This window comes from Streptomyces sp. NPDC002671 (assembly GCF_053592475.1).
Map to the genome: position 1 here is coordinate 47,114 of NZ_JBSFVU010000010.1, position 20,265 is coordinate 67,378.

Sequence of the window (20,265 nt, forward strand, 5' to 3'; positions counted from 1 at the left end):
TCGACTCCAGCTCCGGAGACCGCCGAGTCACAAGGAGAAGAGACTCGAATGATTGCTGAAATGATTCCAGAATCGTTCTCGCACGTCGTCCTCGTCACCGGTTCACGCAGCTGGAACGACGAGCGGAGCATGCGCTCGGCGTTCAACGACGCCTGGCGCGACTGGGGAGCGGAGAACGTCACCCGGCCGGTACTCATCTCGGGGCATTGCCCCGAGGGTGCCGACGCCATGGCCGAGCGCCTGTGGCGGGCCGCCGGCTTCGAGATCCGCCCCTTCCCCGCCGACTGGGCGACCCACGGGGGAACAGCCGGCTTCCAGCGCAACCAGGAGATGGTTGACGCCGCCCAGGTCTTCCGTGAGACCGGGGCTCAGGTGCTGTGCACGGCCTTCCTCGACCTCTGCCGGAAACCGGGGTGCCCGCAGCGAGGCCGGGAGCAGCTCTTGCCGCATACGCCGGGGCACTTCTCGCACGGCACCATGCACTGCAGGGCTCGCGCACGAGCTGCGGGGATCACGACGGCCGACGTGATCCATCCGTCGCTGCCGCCGCTCTGAAGACGCACGAAGGGCCTTGCAGACACTGCAGGGCCCTTCAGGGTCGGATGAGAGGAGTCTGCCAGGAGGCGAACACCAGGCTCAGCGCTACTTGCTCCGATCGATGCCGTGCGCCTCGTCGTAGGCCTTCATGACTGTCTTCGGGATGCGCCCCCGGTCCGCGAACTCGTGGCCCTCCTTCTTGGCCCACTCGCGGATCTTGTCGCGCTCCTCGGCAGTCGTCTCGGGCACGACTCGCTTCTTGGGTGCCGGCTGCCCGGCCTTCCGGCCAGCCTTCAGGTACGGCTTCAGCGCTTCCTCAAGCTTCTTCTGCTCGTCAGCGGTGAGATCGATTTCGTACCAGGTGTCACCGAAGCCAAACATCTGTGTAGCCGCATCCGGCTTACCACTGAGATCTGACTCGACAATGCTTCGAATGGCCATACCGGCGAGAGTAGCCGATACGCAAGGACCTTGGAAAGTCTGTTGCGGTCATTCGGGATAAGTGTGCCATTGAGAGCCCGAATAAGACTCAGAAGTACTGCTGAATGAGCAGAAAGAGGCAATGCCACTGCTAAAATCACAGTATCGACAAGGGGGTCTCGTACCCCGTTCCCCAACGACCCCGATCGAGAGGCCTCCACCATGTCCACGCTCCATACCGTCGACGGCCATTCGCTCACCGACGAGGACACTGACCTCTTCGAGCTGCTGTGCCAGCGCCGGGGGTGGTCGGATCAGTACCTGAAGGAGATCGAGGCCACCGAACACGACGAGCTCCTGGACCTGGCCGAGATGGTCGAGGCCCTTCATGACGCCCGGACCACGGGCAAGAAGATCACCATCGCCCCCGACTTCGACATGGACGGCATCTCCTCCGGTGTCCTCGGCTACGCCGGCCTGTCCGAGCTCGGCTTCGACGTCGAGCTGCACCTGCCCGACTACCGCCGCGGCCACGAGCTCGCGCCCGAGGACATCGCCGAGATCCACGCGAAGTGGCCCGACGCGCGGGTCCTGCTCACCTGCGACGGGGGAGTGAACTCCCACCGCGGTATCGCTGCCGCGCGTGCCCTGGGCTGGACGACGCTGGTGACCGATCACCACGAGGAGCTCGCGCCGGGCTCGACCGCGGACATCACCGTCGACCCGTGCCGGATCGACGAGACCTACGCCCACACCGGGATCTGCGGTGCCCACGTGCTCTACCAGGTGATCGAGGCCTACACCCGCGTGCACCGGCCCGAGAAGCTCTGGGAGATCCACCTGCTGCGCCTGTTCGCCGGCCTGGGCACCGTCTCCGACGTCATGCCCGTGCTGTACGAGAACCGCCAGCTGGTGCGCGATGCGATCTCGATCGCCCGCCTGCTGCGCGTCGCCGCGTCGAAGACGATCCCCAATCCCTGGGGTGGGTTCGACGCTGATCCCGATGCCATCGACGTCGAGCAGTCGATCCTGATGCAGCTGCTGCGCACCGAGCCGCACCACCCGGTCTTCCTCCGGGCCTTCGAGGGCTTCGCGATCGTGCTCAAGGCCTTCGCGCAGATCGGCAAGATCCGAGACGTCGACGACCTCGACGAGGGCTTCTTCGGCTTCTACCTCGCCCCGGCGATGAACAGCCCGCGCCGCACGGGGGCCTCGCTTGAGCCGTGCTTCGCGGTGTTCACGGCCGCCGGTGCCGACGTCAAGCTCAAGGCCGCCCACCAGGTGATCGAGAGCAACGAGCTGCGCAAGCAGCTGGTCATCGAACACATGGAAGAACTCACCACCGGGGACCAACCCTTGGCCCCGTGGGTGTACTTCTCGGACGCCTACCCGGGCATGTACGGGCTGCTGGCCAACCGGATGATGGAGCTCAACCGCCACCCGGTCGTCGTCATCAACCGTCCCGCCGGCCCCGACGATTTCGTCAGCGGCTCCGGTCGCGCGCCGGGCTGGTTCGACATCATCACCAGCCTGGAACCGCACGACGGACTCAGCGCCATCGGACACCAGCAGGCCTGCGGCGTCCGCGTCGCGAAAGCCGAGAAGCTCGGCGACCTCGTCGCCGTGCTGCAGGAAGCCACCCAGGTCGCCCTGCTCGCCGTCAGCACCGACGGACCGAACGGTGATCTCGTGCTCGGCCCGGACGCCGACTGCGACGCCGGCCTCGAGGACCTGCAGCCGTTGTTCGAGCTGGTGCGCCGGACCGAGGGACTCAAGCCCTTCGGGCACGGCTTCACCGCGCCGGTCGCCGAGATCGCGATCGAGCCCCTGGGCCTGCGCGTGGACCGGATCGGATCCCAATCGCAGCACCTGCGTCTGGTCACCCGGTCCGGCCTGTCCTGCCTGTGGTGGAACGTCGCCGAGGAGAAGTTCGACATGCTCCGGGGCTTCGTGCAGCGCGCCAGCCGCACAGAGCCCGGGACGCTGCGCTTCACGGCGACGCTGCAGCTGAACACCTTCCGCGGCGACACCCGCGTCCAGGCCGTCATCAACGAGCAGATCACCACGGCTGCTTGAGACCCGTAGAGGAGGAGACCTTGACGACGTCACCGATCACCTCGCGTCTGCTCGGCATCGGGTGGTGCGTCCTCGTGCCGTTCGCCGCCGTCGCGGTCTACCTCACCCTCGGCACCTTCGCAGTCCGCCTCATCGGAGAGCCGATCGTTGCGACCGCCGTCCTGGGCATGCTCGTCGTCGTCCTGGTCGGTTCGGTGAGGATTCAGCGGCCCCGGTGGCTCGCATATGCGCCGGCCCCGCTGCCGAGGAAAGAGACCCCGGGCTTCGGGTGGGCCGTCCTGGGCTGCGCAGTGCTGGCCTTCCTTGCCGGCCAGTCGCTGGCCCTGTGGATCTACGTCACCGCCGGGTCCGCCGGCTTCGACGCGTCGAACCAGACCAGGCACGCGGCCGGAGCGGTGGCAACTCTTCTGCTCACCCTGGTCGCGGCACCGGCGGGGGAGGAGTTCCTGTTCCGAGGACTGATCTACCCGCTGCTGCGCAAGCGGGTGGGCATCCTTGCCTCGACGCTGGTCACTGCCGTGGTGTTCGGCCTGCTGCACGGCAACGCCGTGCAGTTCGCCTCGACTCTGCCGCTGGCGGTGCTCCTGGCCCTGGTCTACGAACGCGCGCGTGTGCTGTGGCCCTGCGTGCTCCTGCACCTGGGCTTCAACCTCGCTGCCGCTCTTGTCCCAGCACAGGTGCTCGGCGCACTGGCGAACCCCGTCTCCGCGGTGCTCCTGTGCCTGGCCTTCGCTGGCTGTGCCATGGGGCTCCACCGGCGGGTCGCCGGCCGGACTGCGCCGAAGGCGACAGTCCGGGACGGGAAGGACGCGTCCACGACGCAATGAGTGAGGCCCTCAGTCTCTTCTGAAAGACGATGGTGCCCTCCGTCGAGGACCTGGCGGCCTTTCGGCCGCCGGTCCCTCGTGCGGAGGGCATGCTCGTGGTGACCGGGGTGATCCGGTCACCGGCGGTGTGACTGAAAGTAACTGTTCAGTCATACTCATCAGGAGAGGAGAGGATCTCACCATGGCCATCGTCAGCGCCTGCACGTACGACTCGCGCGGACAGCTCGTCCGTCCCGACACGCTCAACATCAGCCGTGCGAAGATCCGTCTGGACCTCGACACTGGTGAGAAGCCCACCTTCGATCGCGGTCACACGCATGTCTTCGTCGTCTCCGACATGGGCGTCACGGCCGAACGGGCCTGTGAGCGCGTGAACTCGAGGCTACGACGGTTCTTCGATCGCGCTGAGGCCGTTCGTGGCTTCCGCAAGATCACGATGGAGAAGAGCCAGAGCAAGAACCGGCTCAACCTCAACACCACGATTTCCTACGAGATCCTCTACGTCGTCGAAGCAGACGAGCGATCCCGTAGCCGCAGTTCCGAGTCCCCCAATGCGGGGTACCGGCGAGGCTGAAGCACGGTCACCCCTGGGTGATTCGCGCCATCCACGCCTCGCACTCATCAGCACATGCAAAGAGGCCGGAGAGCTCCCTTCCCACGGGGATGCTCTCCGGCCTCTCTGTTTTCACGTTCCAGTGCAACATCGATCACCTGGCGTCAACGATAGCAGCTGTAGTGGATCGCTCGCAATGAGCAGCGAATGTCAGTCAAATGCCCTCTCACTTCCAGTGGGGCCTTATGGGCGAACGACTCGGACGGGGTTCCGGCTCCCGCTCGGAGGACGCGTCAGGAGCCTTCTGTGAGCCTCAGGACGCCGAGGACGTTCCATGCGGCTTCCGGTCCCGCTGAGACTCGGCTGCGCCGTCTGGGAGCCGCACGGCGGCTCGGCGTGGAAGTCCGCCTCGACTTGGTCGCCAGGGGGCTGGGCGCATCGAGCTGCCAGCTGTACCACGAGACGTGGTACACCCCTGAAAACCCTGTGTGACCTGGGCAAACACCTGTACCGCGAGGCTCTTTCCCGCATCGGGTGTACCACGTGGGAGCGTCGACGTGGTACGACGTTTTGTCTGGTCAGCCAGTGTTTCCCGCCCATGTACCACGAGTACCACGTCTTTTTGACCGTTTACATAGGGGGCGCGTTCGGGAGCGATCCAGGCGGCTCCAGCACCAGCTCGCCAGTCTGCTCTCTTATCCCCCCGCGCGTGTATCTAGTCTGAATTTCCTGGTACAGGTGGTACGGGGGGTATGCAAATCCTGCCTGACCTGGGTAAACACCTGTACCACGTAGAAAATGCCACGTGGTACAACTTGCTCTTGAACTCCCGGAATTCTTGCTCTGACCTGGGAAAACAGGTGTACCACGTCAAGTGGTACACGCTCGGTTACCCCTAGAGGGTATGTGGGCATGCGGCTCTCGGGATCCTCCTGGAGAGCGTCCGGTCGATGCTCTGGTGGCAGCTGGCTCGGCCGGTCGGAAGAACTCCTCCGAACCTCGACCGCGGGCCGGGCGGCTCACGCCGCCCGCGGGTGCGTGGTCGAGCACGAGAAGCCAGTGAGTCCGTGGGGCATGTGCCTGACGGAGTCACTGGTTCTCACGTCCCACTCAGGCTCGCGGCGCGTGTGGCATGGCCGTGGCGGTCGCGCGCTCTCTCCGGTACCTGTCGGTGGCCCTTTCTGACCTCCATTTGTCATCATTCGTGACCTCAGTTGATTCCCTTATTGACTGGTGGCGCAATCGTTGCAAAAGAGCACTCGGATGACGTAGGGTCAAGATCACGTTCCATTCGATTACGAGTCCAATCGGCTTCCCACTCATCGCCGGCAGGAACTCGATCATGATCGAGAAAGCAGCAACATGACGCCTCCTGATGCCCCCGTATCCGTACCTGTCGCCGGTTCCGGCGCCGGACCGCGCACCAACCCCGTCGCCGACGTCCTGGCCAGCGTCATGGGGTACTTCTCGAACCGCGACGACATGGCTCCGCAGAACGAGATCGTCACCTACGTCACCGCCGCCTATCTCGACCAGATCGACCCGACCGATCCTCCGACGCCTCGCGTGCTGGAGAAGGAGCTGCTGGCGATCGTGGGCGGCGTCATCAAGGCCGAGAACTTCAAGGCGGCCGTGGCCGCCGAGAAGTACCCCCTGCCGAGATATCTGACGTACTGGCAGGTCGCGCAGATCCTCCTGCGCCTGCACCACGTCATCCGGATCGCGCCCAACGCCAAGGACACCGACCGCGAGTACGACCTGCTGGCGATGTACCAGGCCGCGGGCCGCGCGCGCGGGACGTACACCACCAGCGAGGACGACATCCGCACCACAGCGCGCATGTACAACACCCAGCTGACCCTCAAGGAGTTCGCCGAGGTCCTGGCCGTTTTGCGCGAGGACAGCCCGCGCCGGCACCAGAGCACGAACCGCGACTTCATCGCCGCGCGCAACGGCATCGTCTTCTACGGCACCGAGCCGCTGGACGTCACGATCTTCGGCAAGGACTTCCACTTCGAGCCCAAGCAGGTCCACCCCTTCGACCCCGCCATCGTGCTGCTGACCAAGAACGACGTCGACTACGTGGACGACGCCCCGCAGCAGGTCATCACGCACCCCGAGGACGGAGATTGGGAAGTCGTCGCCTGGATCGAAGAGCTCTTCGACCAGCCCGGTGACGAGGGCCTCGCCGACCTGATCTGGGAGATCATCGGCGCGATCATCCGGCCGCACGTGCGCTGGGGCAAGACCGCCTGGTTCTACTCCGAGCAGGGCAACAACGGTAAGGGCACGCTCTGCGCGCTCATGCGCAACCTCGTCGGCAGCGGCGCGCACACCTCGATCCCGCTCTCGGACTTCGGCAAGGACTTCGCGCTCGAACCGCTGGTGCGCGCCAACGCGATCATCGTCGACGAGAACGATGTCGGCACCTTCATCGACAAGGCGGCCAACCTGAAGGCGATCGTGACCAACGACGTCATCCAGATCAACCGCAAGTACCGGATGCCGATCGCCTACCAGTTCTTCGGCTTCATGGTCCAGTGCCTGAACGAGTTCCCGCGCGTGAAAGACAAGTCCGAGTCGTTCTACCGCCGGCAGCTCTTCGTGCCCTTCACCAAGAGCTTCACCGGAACCGAGAAGAAGTACATCAAGGACGACTACCTCCAGCGCCGCGAGGTCCTGGAGTACGTCTTCTGGTACGCGATCAACCGCGCCGGTGCGTCATCTCCAGGTGACTACTACCAGCTCTCAGAGCCGGTGGCCACCAAGGAAGTCCTGGCCGAGTACAAGGAGGCCAACGACCCCGTGCGCGCCTTCTGGGAAGAGTTCCGCGGGCGGCTGGTCTGGGACCTGGCACCGTTCACGTTCCTCTACGACCTGTACAAGGCCTGGTTCGCCGATGTCTCGCCGTCGGGCTCCCCGGTGAGCAACAAGCAGTTCATCACCGACCTCGTGGCGATCGTCCGGCCGGATGCCCTGTGGCACTGCCCGGACAAGAACCGCAAGATCCGGCCCGGCCAGATGATGCACACCCCGGAGGTGCTCATCGCCGAGTACGAGCTGAAGAAGTGGATGCACCCGGGCTACACCGGCAGCGACCCGAAGAAGAAATCCCAGCCGACGCTGCAGGCCAACTACCGCGGACTGCTCCGGCAGACGGGCGCATCCGCCCCGACTGGCGACACCACTGACGAACAGGACTGATGCGCCCATGGCTAAAACTGCTGGCGCACTCGGCGAACTCACCCGTGCCGTACTCGAACTCGCGCGCGGTCAGGGCCGCCTGATCACGGCGATGTCCGACGTCGCGCGCGAGCAGCGGATCACCACCTCATCGTCCGCTCGCAGATCACGGCAGACCCCCTGGAGAAGGCCCGGCTCATGAGTGAGGCGTCCCGGCGCATGGAAACCCCACGCCGGCGCTCTCTTCACGACTCCCTCTGAGGCCACGCGCGCCTCCTCCCCAGACACCGGCCGTGATGGTCGGACCGACGAAAGGAGATCCCCATCATGACCACACAGCGAACACCTGTCACGGCCTCGAAGGCGCGCTTCACCTTCTACGACATCGAGTCGTTGCCGGACGTCTTCACTCTGTGCGCCTACACCCCGCGGCCCGGCAGAGCCGTCGACGAACTGGAGATCTTCTTCCTCGCCGACGACCAGCAGCTCTCCGACGCCGTGGACCCGCAGGCACTCTATGAAGCCGTGGTGCGCTCCAACCCGGGCCTGCCCGCGGTGAGCGTCCAGCTGTGGAACCTGCGCGGCGAGCGGGGCAACCTCCGCCTCGCCGAGCTGATGGGCCTCTCGAACGCCGACCAGGTCAACGACCGCAGCGAGGTCTCGTCCTATCCGGCGAGCCTACGCCCGGTCTGCGACACGGATCCCGAGTACGACCCGCTGAAGCACCCGTTCCTGGCCGGGTACAACTCGCTGAACTACGACATGACCATGCTCGCGCTGTACCTGATGGAGACCTTCCCGGCTCCGCACTCCGGTCGTCTTGTCCAGCCGACCACCGCGCGCGAGATGCGCGAGCACAACGACAAGCTGTTCAACGAGCACATCGAGTACATGCCCGGCTACCTCGGCTGGGACGGCCCGGCCGCCAAGATCCGCCGCGCCATGATGCACTCGGGCCGGCACCTGGACGTCTCCCGTCTCAACGAGCTGCAGACCAAGGTGAGCCTCAAGCGCCTGCTCGGGATGCTCGGCCGCCAGATCAAGGAGTCCGAAAAGCTCAGCCACGACACCTCGATCGCCGCGATCGAGGATCTCTACGAGCTGCTGGCCTACAACGTCTCCGACTGCCTGGGCCTGGCCCAGCTCTTCCAGCACCCGGCCTACGCCAGCAACTTCGACCTCAAGGCCGGCCTGCTGGCGCAGTACTCCGAGACCGTCTACGCCAAGAACGGCTCGGTGCGCCGGGACCGCCTGACCATCGACTCGTCCTCGGCGAAGTTCGTCGGCCGCATCCTGGCGCCGTACACCTCGCTGAACGACATCGAGGCCGTGTCGTTCCTCTATCCGGCCAGGGAGGTGGCCGAGGAGCAGGGCATCTCCCAGGTCAACGTGCTCGACGAGTGCGTGCGCTTCTTCGAGGAGAACGTGGCCCCCGACCCTGCCAAGGACCCGGCCGCGACGCCGGCACAGGCGAAGGCGCACCGCCAGTTCATGCAGGTCGTCAACTACTACCGCTCGATCGAGGGGCAGAACTTCAACGACTCCGAGGAGTACCGCGACCTGTTCGACCTCCCGGCCAAGTCCTTGCGCGAGCTGCCGAAGACGCCGAACAACGTGCCCTACTTCCACCGTGACGCCTCTCCGTCATCGTGCTTCGCCACGTTCAGCACAGGCGGCATCCACGGAGCCGAGGCAGACATGACAGTCTTCGACGCCGACTCCTTCGAGCACCGAGAACAGGCAGCCATGATCGGCCTCGCCAAGCTCTTCTACCCGGACGCGAAGGACTTCGTCGCCGAGGCCAAGCGCCAGCACAACCTGCTCGCGCTGCCCGACGGCGCGGCCGTCGACAAGCGGCTCGTGCTGCTGGGCTCGGATCCGAAAAAGGTGAAGTACCGCAAGCCGAAGAAGGACGACCCGGACCAGGCCGAGCAGCTCGCGCGCGCGCAGGCCCAAGTACCGGATCCGGCCCAGCTGCTGGACACTCAGCGCCCGGACACCGAGGCGATGCACGTGCGCCTGGCCGACGGGACCGTGCTCGACGGCAAGATAGTCCTGGCCGTCACCTCGGCGGTCAAGGCCGTCTATCGCGATGAGCCGGCGAGGAAGGCCCCCACGCTGTTCACTGCGAAGGCCGACAAATCCACCAAGCTGCACCCGAAGTTCGCACGGACCTCGGCAGGCCTCGTCGTCCACGAGGACTTCACGAGCTACTACCCGAACCTGCTGCGCAACATGAGGGCGTTCTACAACCCCGAGCTGGGCGAGGACCGCTACACGACGATCTTCTTCGAGAAGGAGCGCCTGGGCTTCGAGATGAAGAGGCCGGGGATCTCCGCCGAGGAGAAGGCCCGGCTCACGACCCTGCGCAACGGCACGAAGCTGATCCTCAACTCGGCCTCTGGAGCTGCTGACGCCGCGCACCGGACCCCGATCAGGATGAACAACCGCACCATCTCGATGCGGATCATCGGCCAGCTGTTCAGCTGGCGGATCGGGCAGGCCCAGACGCTGGCCGGCGCGCGGATCATCTCGACGAACACCGACGGCCTCTACTCCGTCGTCGGCGGCGAGAACGGCTTCGATGAGACCACCAACAACCGGGTGCTCGCCGAGCAGCAGGCCGCCATCGGTATCGACATCGAACCGGACCTGATGTTCCTCATCAGCAAGGACTCGAACAACCGGCTCGAGCTGGAGTCGCCCAGTGAGGACCGGAGCGTCGCCGACAGCCCGATCATCACCGCCTCCGGCGGGACGCTGGCCTGCCACGCGGGTCCTACCCCGACGAAGTCGCTGGCCCACCCGGCCGTGATCGACTTCGCCCTGGCACGCTACCTGCAGACCGTCGCCAACAGGGGAGAGGGGGCTCTCGCCGAGCCGTTCGATCCCGTGCTGGGCCGGAAGATGATCGAGGAGGCGATCGACCCGGCCGATCCCGTGCGGACACTGCTGCTGTTCCAGAACGTCCTCGCCGCCTCGCGTGGATCAATCACCTACCCGTTCGCCGCCGACCCGGTCAGCGCCGGGCCCGACCATGACGACAACGAGGACGCCGATGCGCAGCTGGTGAACCCGCGGGCCCTGCAGATGGTCAACCGGGTCTTCATCGTCCACGACGGCACCGATGATGCCGTGAGCCTGCACAACGCCGGCGCATGGAAGGTGAACCCGGCCAGCCAGAGCAAGCGGCGCGAGTCCGGCAACGCCGGGGTGCGACGTGACCCGATCGCGCTGGAGATCCTGCGCCACCACGGGTGGGCGAAGAACCGCAGCGAGGCCAGCACCTCCGACGGCCTCACTCTGCTGCCCGATGACCAGGACGTCGTGATCCGCCGGATCAACGGCATCGACCCGTGCTGGTCGGTGCTCGTCGTCAACGACGACCTTCGTACGCTGCCGGCCTCCCGGGGCAAGCAGCTCATCGGGGTGCTCGACCTCGACATCTATACCCAGATGCTCAACGAGACGTTCACCAAGAACTGGAAGAACGCCGCCTGATCAGCGTCTGCATCACCAGCGGATTACAGGGTGCCGGGCCGTATCGACACAACGCAGCGCGGCACCCTGTAGTTTTCCATAGCCATTGGAGTGAATTCGCGTAAGTCATTCATTTTGAGCAATAATTGAGATTGAAGGCGAGTTCGGCTTGCCGTAAACAAGAGAGTTGAGGGGGGCAATGAACGCCCATTCCGTGAAGAAAGAATGTAAATTCAAGCAATGTCGACAGTTCTTCGTGACGGGTAGTCGATGGGACAACCAGAGAGCACAGAATCTGGGATGGTTTTTCCAACGCGACGGTGACGTGTGGTGTCCCAATCATATTCCTGACTGGGTTGCCGGTTGGCGATCCAAAAAAAAGGAGAAATGATGGCGTACGAAGAACTCGGCAAGGAAGGCCAGATCCGACTTCTCATGGCCGAAGGTGGTGTAGTCATCAGCGAATGCAAGTTGTCCAACGGTATTGCTCTGGCGCCCGAACAGATGCAGGCTCAACAGGAGGCTTATGATCAGTGGACGGCTCCGGCTACGGGAATTGTGGAATCCGAATCGTTCCTGAAGAAGTACGAGCTCGTGCCCGATGCCGCGCCGACCGACACCTCCGCTCAGGACGACGACGCCCAAGCCCAGCAGGAGAAGAACACGACCCGCGAGGGCATCCTGGTCCGCCGGGGCCAGATCTGGGAGGACCTCGACACCCGGCAGAACCAGCGCCGCGTCGTCGTCGAGTTCATCAAAAGCGGCAGAGCCAGGGTCCGGGCCCACTACGGCACGAGGCGCTCGACCATCAGCGTCTTCCGGATGCACAAGCACTCCAGGGGCTTCCGCCTCGTCGAGCCCGGTGAGCTGAAGTACGGCGTGCCGACGGCCTCCTCGGACGAGACGGCACAGCGCTGATGGCTCGCACGCGCGAGAGCACCATCGAGGACTACCTCCTCAGCCAGTGCCGGGCGCACGGCTTCCTGTGCCTGAAGTTCGTCTCTCCGGCCCGAGGAGGAGTGCCTGACCGGATCGTTGTCGCCCCAAGCCGCACCGTGTTCGTCGAGGTCAAGCGCCCCGGCGGTCGGCTGCGGAAGCTGCAACAGCTCACGCACGCCAAGTTGCGCCGGTACGGGGCCGAGGTCCACGTCGTCGACGACAATCCGAGCGTCGACGCGTTCATCGCGCACCTCTTCGAGTCCCCATCCGATCAGCGGATAACAGCACCATGATCCAGAGGTGGCCCGCCGGGGCCAACCGTCGCAATGCGAGACCAGGTTGATAGTCCGCTGGCGCCAGTCGGCGGATCTTCGAGATCGACGAGACGCACGCCACCGTCGAGCTGGTCATCGGCCGGGACTACGTCCTGGCCCAGCCTGGCCGCCGCACCCGCACCCGCATCTGCCTCGACCGGATCCGCCCGACCAGCACCGGCTACCTGTACATCGCCACGGAGGAGATCTGACTGTGATCCGTGAAGAGCGCATCCCGCTCGCCGACCTGACGGAAGACCAGCTCGAAGCCCTATACGTCCACATCGACTCCCTCACGAACACCCCAGTGTTCCGCACCTGCCTGGTGCCTGGGTGTCTGCGTCAATTCGACGCCATGGCGACGATGGCCGGCTCGCCCATGCGCCCCGAGTGGTCGGGGGAAGGCTGGTGCACGCTCGGCGCGGGCAGCATCTTCCCCGCGGGCGGCCACATCTGCCCCGACCATAAGGACCTCGTCACCAGCCACTGGCCGCGCCGCCTCAAACTGCCCTCCGGCCGCTGGTCCGTGGCCTGCCCGTGCGGCTGGTCCCCCGTCCCGCAGCGCTGGCACCGTCTCCTCGCCGCCCTATGGGAGCAGCACCTCCTCACGGAAACCGGTGCGCTGCCGGCCGCCCCGCCTGTCACTGACCCCGAACACCGACTCCCCCTGGCCGAGCACACTGAGGAGTCCCTCGCAGAGCTGTACGACCGGCTCTGGGACGCCGAAGCCGACGTCCCCGAACTCCGCAGCCTGGCCCGCGCCTACTCCGTGGGCTACAGCCTCACGGTGCCCGCCCTCCTCGGAGTGAAGACCGCCCTCGAAAACCTCCGCACTCGTATCACCCTTGACTCCCGTGACTGGGTTGCCGACAAGCTGGACGCCCTGCTCTGGGCCGTCCTCGTCGGCTGGAACTGCGAGAACCCCGACCCCGACCACGTCCACAACGACATCGACTGTGCCGGCGACCAGACCCTGTGGACCATCGCCGACCAGCACAACATCCCCACCGACCAGACCATGCAGGCCAGCCAGCACCGCTGGTGGATCGCCAACGCCATCAAGGCCGCCCAGCAGATCGAGGGCAACTACATCGCCACGGAGGATCAGTAACCGCCGCCGCGCGCTAGCCCCTGCCCTGCATGCGGCGACGGCGGAGAGCTGAGCCGCTGCTACAGCCACGAATCCCCGGGCGGCGGCCTGGCCCGCGCCCTGCGGCTCCTCGCCACCGCCGACGGGCACCTCGATCCGGCTGAGCGGATCGTCACCGGGCCCCTTCTCTAGGTCGGTGCGATCAATCCCCGGCGGGTGACCCCATTCAAGGGGCGGTATGCCCCCCCTCGGGGCACCAGAGCGACAAAAGTGTCGCGCTCACGCTTGCTCGACGTGGTCCGCATCGACCGTGGCCAGTTGCGGCCGGTGGACCGGGCGCATGACCAGACCAGCAAGGTCGTCGCCCGCGCCTGTCAGACCTTGATCTGGGAACGCACCCACACCTTCCAACGGATGTGCCGCCTTGCGTGCGGACTGTCTCGGCGGCCTCCAGGCCCGAGCTCTCTTAGCGCCTCGGAACCCTCACTCACTACGACTAAGCAACCGCATGGTCACACCACATCGATTCCCAGCCCGCTCGACATCCCAACAGCATGAGATGTCTGACCGCCACTGGAAGACCAGTCAGGACAAGCAACATGAACATGGCTACCGCTCCGTCCTCGATCTCGCTGTTGCCGCATCAGCAGCAGATCCACGACTTCCTCGTCGACCACCCCTTCGCCGGCGCGTGGCTCGACATCGGGGCCGGCAAGACGCTCACGACCCTCTGTGTCCTGCAGACGATCCGCCCGATGGGTCACATCCTCGTCATAGCGCCCGTAGCGATCGCCCGCTCCACCTGGATCGACGAGATCGAGAAGTGGGGATTCCCCATCCGGACGAAGTCGCTCATCGTCGACGAGAATGACAGGAAGCTCTCCAAGGCCAATCGCCTGAAACGCTTCCAGGAGGTCGCCACTGATCCGCCGACGATGTACTTCATCAACCAGGAGCTGCTGACTCAGCCGTCCCAGGAGACGAAGCTGATCACGCCAGTGCCGGCCGGAGTGCCTGCCCCGACCATCTCACCGGAGGCGACGGCGATCCTGGGTCTGCTCCAGGCACGGGGGCCACTGGGCCAAGACGACCTGATCGACGAGTACCGTGCTCTGGTCGCCGGCAACGCCAACAATCGGGTCCCCGCCAAAGCCAAGATCCGCTCCTGGATTCAGGAGTTGCTCAAGTCGCCCCTGGCGACGTGGCAAGCCTATGACTGCCGAACCTGTTCCGGCGCAGGCTGCGCTCAGTGCCGCTTCGGTCTGGTCGACCAGCTGCCGGTCCAGAACATCAACGGTCAGAACACCATCATCTGGCCCTTCCAGACGGTCATTATCGACGAGTCCCAGGGTTTCAAGTCGCACGACTCGCAGCGCTTCCTGGCCCTGGCGACGGTGCGGCCGGCCATGAACCGACTCATCGAGCTGACGGGAACACCCAGCCCTAACGGTCTCCACGACTTGTGGAGCCAGGTCTACCTGCTCGACCAGGGGCAGACGCTGGGGCAGAACATCACCGCGTACCGCAACCGCTGGTTCACGCCGAAGATGGCGCCCGGCACCACGACGGCGGCGAAATGGATCCCCACGGCGAACGCCGAGGCTGAGATCCATCAGGCCATCTCGCACCTGGTGATGAGCGCGCAGAACACGAGCCTGCAGCTCCCGGCGCTCAGCATCCAGGACGTCAATGTCACGCTCCCGCCGGACCTGCTCCAGGCCTACAAGGACTTCAAGCGCGACCTGGTCCTGGACATCGTGCAGACCTACACCGACGACGACGGGAAGCTGACGCAGAGCGTCGAATCGATCGTTGCCGCGAACCAGGCGGTGCTGACGAGCAAGCTGATGCAGTTCGCCTCGGGCACGCTCTACACCGCCGATCCTGACGACCCGGCCACGAAGGGCCGGTACGAGGTCATCCACGACAAGAAGATCGAGATGACCGAGTACCTGGTGCGGAACAACGGCGGCGAGCCCGTGCTCATCGCCTATCACTTCAAGTCCGACAAGGAGCAGTTGCTCAGGCGGCTTCGGAAGGCAGGCATCGACGCGCAGGCCTTCGACGGCTCGCGCGGCATGGTCCGCCGGTGGAATGCCAAGCAGATCCCAGTGATGCTGCTCCACCCGGCCGCCGCGGGGCACGGCCTGAACCTGCAGCACGGCGGCTCGACGATGATCTGGTACACCCTGCCGTTCTCGCTCGAGCACTACCTGCAGACCAACGGCCGGCTCTTCCGCACGGGGCAGACGAAGCCGGTGACCATCCATCGGCTCATCGCCAAGGGCACGCAGGACGAGCGGATGCCCTCGGTGCTCGCTGGCAAGCAGAAGGTCCAGGACGACCTCATCAAGGCCGTCTCCGGCGACTTCAACGCCGAGCAGGCGCTTCTCGCCGCCCTGGAGGAAGAGATCCGCGAGGACCTCAACGACCTCTGGGCTTCCGAGCGGGTCTAACCCACACCCATCCGACGACGGCCCGGTTGTGATCCCACAGCCGGGCCGTCACTGCGGCGACCGCTCACCGAACACGCATGATCGAGAAGAGGACTCCTTCATGAAGAAGATCACCGCCCTCCGGTGGAACAAGCACTCCGCGTCACGTTCCGATGGGTGAGAGCGTGACCCTCTCGGCTTCGCGCCCTACGGGCGCTGGCCTCGGGGGTCTGGGTCGGCATAGCCGACCCGGGAGCGGGATCGATACCGGAACGGGCCGGGTGTTTGGTGCACCCGCCCCGTTCCCTTGAAATCCATCAACGTCTCGTCAGAAGCATTCCTCGGCCCCGGTGATGCTCTGAGCAAGCCGCGCTGCAGCCACCGGCCAGACACGAAGGTGACGCTGATCGCCGAAGCCCCGAGTAAGACGCCGATGAGACCCGTCAGTGCCCGGGCCGAGACACGTCTCAGCCGCCAACCAGACCCCTGATGGCTCCTCACGAGCGCGCTCTGACGGCGCGTCTGGCCATCGATACGTAGGACGGCCCCATGACCCCCACCACGGGCAGTGATCTCCCGAGGACCACGCACGCGATGCCGACGATCACGATCTACGACCCACGTGAATGCCCGAACTGCGATGCCACCATGAAGCTGTTCGACCGCCGCGGCATCGCCTACTCGAAGATCGATCTGGGGCCCGGCGATGCGAACCACCGCCACGTCACCGACAAGCTCGGCTACCAGCAGGCCCCCGTGATCGTCGTCGACTTCCAGAGCCACCGCACCGTCCACTGGGGCGGGCACCGCATGGACATGCTCACTGCCCTCACCCGGCTCTGCGCCAACGGAGTCGTGCCCGAAGACGAAGGAGCCTCGCGATGACGGCCGCCGGGCCCACCATCAGCATCGAGCTGACAGAGCACCAGCAGGCCGTCGTCCTCGATGCGCTGTACGACAAGTCGATCGAGACCGATCGCTATCTCGGCTCCTACCGAGATGCCGAGGAGCCCGGACCGCTCGACAACTGCTGCGCAGGGCACCTCGCTCGCTTCAAGGAGCGCAGCTCCCAGCGGGCCGACTTGCTCGAGCGCAAGCAGAACATCCGCAGCGCCATCAACATCGTCGACAGCGCTGTGTCCCTCGCCTGGGACAACGCAGTGCCGCAGGCCCTCGCTGATGCTCTTCGAGACCGCGAGGACGCCGCGTCGCTGCGCGCAGCAGCCTGGCTCGCCGAGCACGAGAACGACGACTACGTCTGGCAGCTGATCGGGAAACTGCTCGACCGCTTCACCGAACTGGCGACCTAGAACCGATCATGACCGTCATCTTCAGCGGCACCCCGTACGACACCCCTGAGATCCTTGCGCTGCGCAACACGATCAACGAGAAGGACCAGGCGCACACCCAGGCCGTGCAGGCGCATCACCGCAAGCAGAGCGAGCTCTGCGACCGCTACGAGCATCTGCTGGCTGCCTGTGGGCCCGAGTACCCGACGTCAGAGCACCTTGCGGCGCTGGACCAGGTCGCTTTCCTCGTGCACAGCGACACGCCCTACGGCGACCACCTCGGCTACGCCACCGAGCAGGACAAGACCGCCGGCCGCGAGATCCCACCCAGCGTCGAGTTCAGCTCGACCGCCAGCCGGATCAACGTCTACGCCCGCGCACCGCTCGCCACGGGCTTCTCTCGCGGTCGGCTCTGGGAGTTCACCCCAGACGAACTCGATTCGTTCCGGGAACAGCTCTGCCAGCGGTCCCTGCGGATCGTCAGTGAGTGGGTGCACGAGGACGGCATCGCCTTCATCGTCGCCTCCTCGAAGGTCTGACATTCGATTCCATACCACTGACAAGGACCACCCATGTCCAAGAAGACTGAAACCCTGGACGCCACGATCCAGCTGTACGCCGACCTCCAGGAGATCGCCGGACTCGTCTCGCGCGTGCTCGCGAAGTTCCCCGCGGAGACGGTGCCCGAGCGGCTCAAGCCGTTCCTCGGCGCGCCGCGCGTCGCCTTCGCGCGTCCCTCCATGAGGGGCGACGGCGAGGTCGTGCTCCAGTTCAAGCGCGGGATGCTATCCCACGTCCAGGCCCGGATCCCCGGCGAGTGGCTGATGATGCACCAGTCTCAGCTAACCGCCGCCGTGCGCGAGATCTACTGGGGCGACAGAGAGCACAGTCTCCGCCGCGAGCTCACCCGACTTGAGAAGTCAATCGGGGACCACAACCGACAGGCTGAGTATCACCGTGTCAGAGCGAGCGAGGCACGTCGAGAGTACGACCGCCTCGCCGCCAGCATCCGCCGGCGCTCGGCCCGCAAGAGCCGCGCCGCCGAGGGAGACTCCGATAGCTGACTCGACGGACCCCGCAAGATGTCCCAGCGGGAGCTGGAGGAGTACCTCGACGCCCTGGTCCACGCAGAAGAAGAGGACTCTCCCGAGTTCCGGCGTGCCTTCAGGGTCTGGGAAAAGAGCCAGTGACCGCCGGCCACCTGAAGAAGAAACTCCCGTGTCATCGACGACGTGCTCGCGCTGGACCAGGTCGTGCCGCACGACATCCAATCCACATCACGCCTTTCGAGGAGGGACTGACGCATGGCCCGCATGCAAAAGATCACGCAATACCAGGTCAACCACTGGAAGATTGCGCTGGAACAGCTTCTGGAAGAGGGCGACTTCAGGCAGGACGGCCGGCCCCTGAGCCCCGCGGGTATCGCGCAGCGCAAGCGTGAAATCGCGATGCTGCGCGGACTGAACACCCTTCGAGTGGGCCAGGTCGTCGATCTGGACACCGTTCTGCCGATTGACGATCACCCCAAGGAGGGTTGACCGCAACCCCGGGAGCCGATGAGGCAGGGCGCGCCGTTGGCTCGCCATCTTCCACCCCGAGAAGAAGTACGCGGTCGCCATCCAGACGATCTGCGACTGCTTGCAGGGTGGCTGGCTCGACATATTCGCCGCAGTCCTCGACGACCACGGGACGCCCGAATCCCACATCGACCAGGTTCGCATGTGGGCCTTTGGCGACGCCTGGACCGTCGTCCCCGACCGCGGGGTCGGAGCCTCCGGCATCTGCGCCGACGACGCTGGCGCAGCGCTCGCGCACTTCCGCGAGAACTTCGAGGAGGATGAAGCGTCTGTGCCCGAAGGGCTCGATCGCGCGACAACACGTGGCGCGTGAGCTGGGAGATCGACGCTGAAGGAAGCACAGCTCTCGGGGCCGCTCGCCAGGTCTGGGCAGACCAGTTCGGCCGCGACGGTGCCACTGACAGGGATGCCCGTGTCTTCACCGTCACCGACAGCGCGACGGGCCAATCAGCGGTGATCGACCTCAGTGACCACGATGGGTAGTTCGAAGACCCGCTCCGAAGCGCAAGCGTTGGGCCGGCACAGCCGGCTCGGGAGCCAAAGAAACACCCGCCTGCCGGTGAGGCCGTGCTGGAACGACCAGCCCAGCTCCACCGGCAGTTTCGTTGCTGGCCCCAGCCAGCTGCCGTACCCAACAAGCTCAAGGAGCAGCGCTCTCATGACCGATCACGACTGGGACAACCCCAGCACCTGGGAGTTCGCCGGCGCGCAGCCACCCGAACACCTGAACGGGGAAAATATCGTGTCCAGTACCGCGCTTCCCGAGAAGCTCATACGCACCGTCACCGACGCCTACCTGATAGCCCTCAGGCAGGGGGATCTTCACGCAGCGCTCGGACTCATGACGCAACTGGCCAGCACGTACGGTCTGGTAGCCGTCCGCGGCCTCGCCGAGGAGCTCGCCATGGACCTTCACGCCCACTGCCCGTCACGCTTCCGTACTGCCTTCGGCGGCGCGAACCTCTCCGCTCTCGCCCCCGCGGCGGACGACGACGCGCTTGCCACCCTTGATGTCGCCTCCAAGACCAACCGCCTCATGGGGCGCGGGCAGGTCACTGCTGCCGACTTGGAGGACACCGAAGTCCAGATGCGCGTCACGGAAACCGTCCGCCATGCCGTTCAGGCGGCACTCAATGCCGCTGCTGGGCAAAGCAGTTCGGCTGCGGCCGCTCAGATGGGCGCGCTGACCACGCCCCGCGAGTTGTCTGCGGCCGTGGCCCTGCTCACCACCGGGCTTCGCGCCATACTGCTCGCCCAGTGGGAGGAGCACCTCGCGTCACGCTCCGATGGCTGACGGAGTGACCCCCTCGGCTCCCCTCGGCTTCGCGCCCTACGGGCGCTGGCCTCAGGGGTCTGGGTCGGCGTAGCCCGACCCAGGTGCGGGGCCGATGCCGGAACGGGCCGGGTGCGCGAACACCCGGCCCGATCCCTGCTTGTACGTCGACGTCTCGTCAGGAGTCCTCCCGGGTCCCGGTGACGTCCCTGACGAAACGTTTTGCGGCCACCGGCTAGACGCGAGGGCGACGCCGATGACCGATGCACCGA

19 protein-coding genes are annotated in these 20,265 nt (G+C 65.5%); 18 read left to right on the plus strand and 1 reads right to left on the minus strand.

Annotation, left to right across the window (positions count from 1 at the left end):
* Positions 1–60: 60 nt before the first annotated feature.
* Positions 61–555: an SLOG family protein gene (locus tag ACWD35_RS17210; protein ID WP_451352069.1), complete on the plus strand. Its 495-nt coding sequence runs from the start codon at positions 61–63 to the stop codon at positions 553–555.
* Positions 556–642: 87 nt separating this feature from the next.
* On the opposite strand, the gene ACWD35_RS17215 is transcribed toward ACWD35_RS17210, so the two are convergent.
* The gene (locus tag ACWD35_RS17215) at positions 643–978 is read right to left on the minus strand and encodes a histone-like nucleoid-structuring protein Lsr2 (protein WP_451352070.1); all 336 of its coding nucleotides are present in this window, start codon (positions 976–978) and stop codon (positions 643–645) included.
* A gap of 201 nt (positions 979–1,179) precedes the next feature.
* Here ACWD35_RS17215 and ACWD35_RS17220 point away from each other — a divergent pair, with 201 nt between their 5' ends.
* The 17 genes from ACWD35_RS17220 to ACWD35_RS17300 all read left to right on the plus strand — a co-directional run bounded on the left by ACWD35_RS17220 (position 1,180) and on the right by ACWD35_RS17300 (position 20,014).
* A complete protein-coding gene (locus ACWD35_RS17220) occupies positions 1,180–3,033 on the plus strand; it encodes a DHH family phosphoesterase (protein WP_451352071.1) in 1,854 nt (617 codons plus the stop codon).
* A 20-nt stretch (positions 3,034–3,053) separates the two neighbouring features.
* Entirely contained in the window at positions 3,054–3,860 is an 807-nt protein-coding gene (locus tag ACWD35_RS17225) for a CPBP family intramembrane glutamic endopeptidase (protein ID WP_451352072.1), read from the plus strand.
* A gap of 181 nt (positions 3,861–4,041) precedes the next feature.
* Positions 4,042–4,434 (plus strand): hypothetical protein, encoded by a 393-nt coding sequence (locus ACWD35_RS17230; protein WP_451352073.1) that lies wholly within the window; start codon positions 4,042–4,044, stop codon positions 4,432–4,434.
* Between the two features lie 1,341 nt (positions 4,435–5,775).
* Positions 5,776–7,617: a DNA primase family protein gene (locus ACWD35_RS17235; RefSeq protein WP_451352074.1), complete on the plus strand. Its 1,842-nt coding sequence runs from the start codon at positions 5,776–5,778 to the stop codon at positions 7,615–7,617.
* 7 nt (positions 7,618–7,624) lie between these two features.
* Positions 7,625–7,798 (plus strand): hypothetical protein, encoded by a 174-nt coding sequence (locus ACWD35_RS17240; RefSeq protein ID WP_451352075.1) that lies wholly within the window; start codon positions 7,625–7,627, stop codon positions 7,796–7,798.
* Between the two features lie 125 nt (positions 7,799–7,923).
* Complete coding sequence (locus ACWD35_RS17245) at positions 7,924–11,097, plus strand: hypothetical protein (RefSeq protein ID WP_451352076.1); 3,174 nt, start codon at positions 7,924–7,926, stop codon at positions 11,095–11,097.
* A gap of 369 nt (positions 11,098–11,466) precedes the next feature.
* On the plus strand, positions 11,467–11,994 hold the full coding sequence (locus ACWD35_RS17250) for a hypothetical protein (RefSeq protein ID WP_451352077.1): 528 nt from the start codon (positions 11,467–11,469) through the stop codon (positions 11,992–11,994).
* Positions 11,994–12,308, plus strand: coding sequence for a VRR-NUC domain-containing protein (locus ACWD35_RS17255; protein WP_451352078.1), 315 nt, complete (start codon positions 11,994–11,996; stop codon positions 12,306–12,308). The genes ACWD35_RS17250 and ACWD35_RS17255 overlap by 1 nt, the downstream gene beginning before the upstream one ends.
* Before the next feature lie 235 nt (positions 12,309–12,543).
* Positions 12,544–13,440, plus strand: coding sequence for a hypothetical protein (locus ACWD35_RS17260; RefSeq protein WP_451352079.1), 897 nt, complete (start codon positions 12,544–12,546; stop codon positions 13,438–13,440).
* A 584-nt stretch (positions 13,441–14,024) separates the two neighbouring features.
* Positions 14,025–15,875, plus strand: a complete 1,851-nt coding sequence (locus ACWD35_RS17265; RefSeq protein WP_451352080.1) for an SNF2-related protein — start codon at positions 14,025–14,027, stop codon at positions 15,873–15,875.
* 528 nt (positions 15,876–16,403) lie between these two features.
* Positions 16,404–16,739 carry a glutaredoxin family protein gene (locus ACWD35_RS17270; RefSeq protein WP_451352081.1) on the plus strand — a complete coding sequence of 112 codons (336 nt, stop codon included), beginning with the start codon at positions 16,404–16,406 and terminating at the stop codon, positions 16,737–16,739.
* Positions 16,736–17,164, plus strand: a complete 429-nt coding sequence (locus tag ACWD35_RS17275; RefSeq protein ID WP_451352082.1) for a hypothetical protein — start codon at positions 16,736–16,738, stop codon at positions 17,162–17,164. The genes ACWD35_RS17270 and ACWD35_RS17275 overlap by 4 nt, the downstream gene beginning before the upstream one ends.
* Before the next feature lie 8 nt (positions 17,165–17,172).
* Positions 17,173–17,682 (plus strand): hypothetical protein, encoded by a 510-nt coding sequence (locus ACWD35_RS17280; RefSeq protein ID WP_451352083.1) that lies wholly within the window; start codon positions 17,173–17,175, stop codon positions 17,680–17,682.
* A 33-nt stretch (positions 17,683–17,715) separates the two neighbouring features.
* Positions 17,716–18,207, plus strand: a complete 492-nt coding sequence (locus ACWD35_RS17285; protein ID WP_451352084.1) for a hypothetical protein — start codon at positions 17,716–17,718, stop codon at positions 18,205–18,207.
* A gap of 240 nt (positions 18,208–18,447) precedes the next feature.
* Positions 18,448–18,681 (plus strand): hypothetical protein, encoded by a 234-nt coding sequence (locus tag ACWD35_RS17290; RefSeq protein ID WP_451352085.1) that lies wholly within the window; start codon positions 18,448–18,450, stop codon positions 18,679–18,681.
* Positions 18,682–18,781: 100 nt separating this feature from the next.
* Complete coding sequence (locus tag ACWD35_RS17295; RefSeq protein ID WP_451352086.1) at positions 18,782–19,033, plus strand: hypothetical protein; 252 nt, start codon at positions 18,782–18,784, stop codon at positions 19,031–19,033.
* A 345-nt stretch (positions 19,034–19,378) separates the two neighbouring features.
* Positions 19,379–20,014: a hypothetical protein gene (locus tag ACWD35_RS17300; RefSeq protein ID WP_451352087.1), complete on the plus strand. Its 636-nt coding sequence runs from the start codon at positions 19,379–19,381 to the stop codon at positions 20,012–20,014.
* Positions 20,015–20,265: the final 251 nt, after the last annotated feature.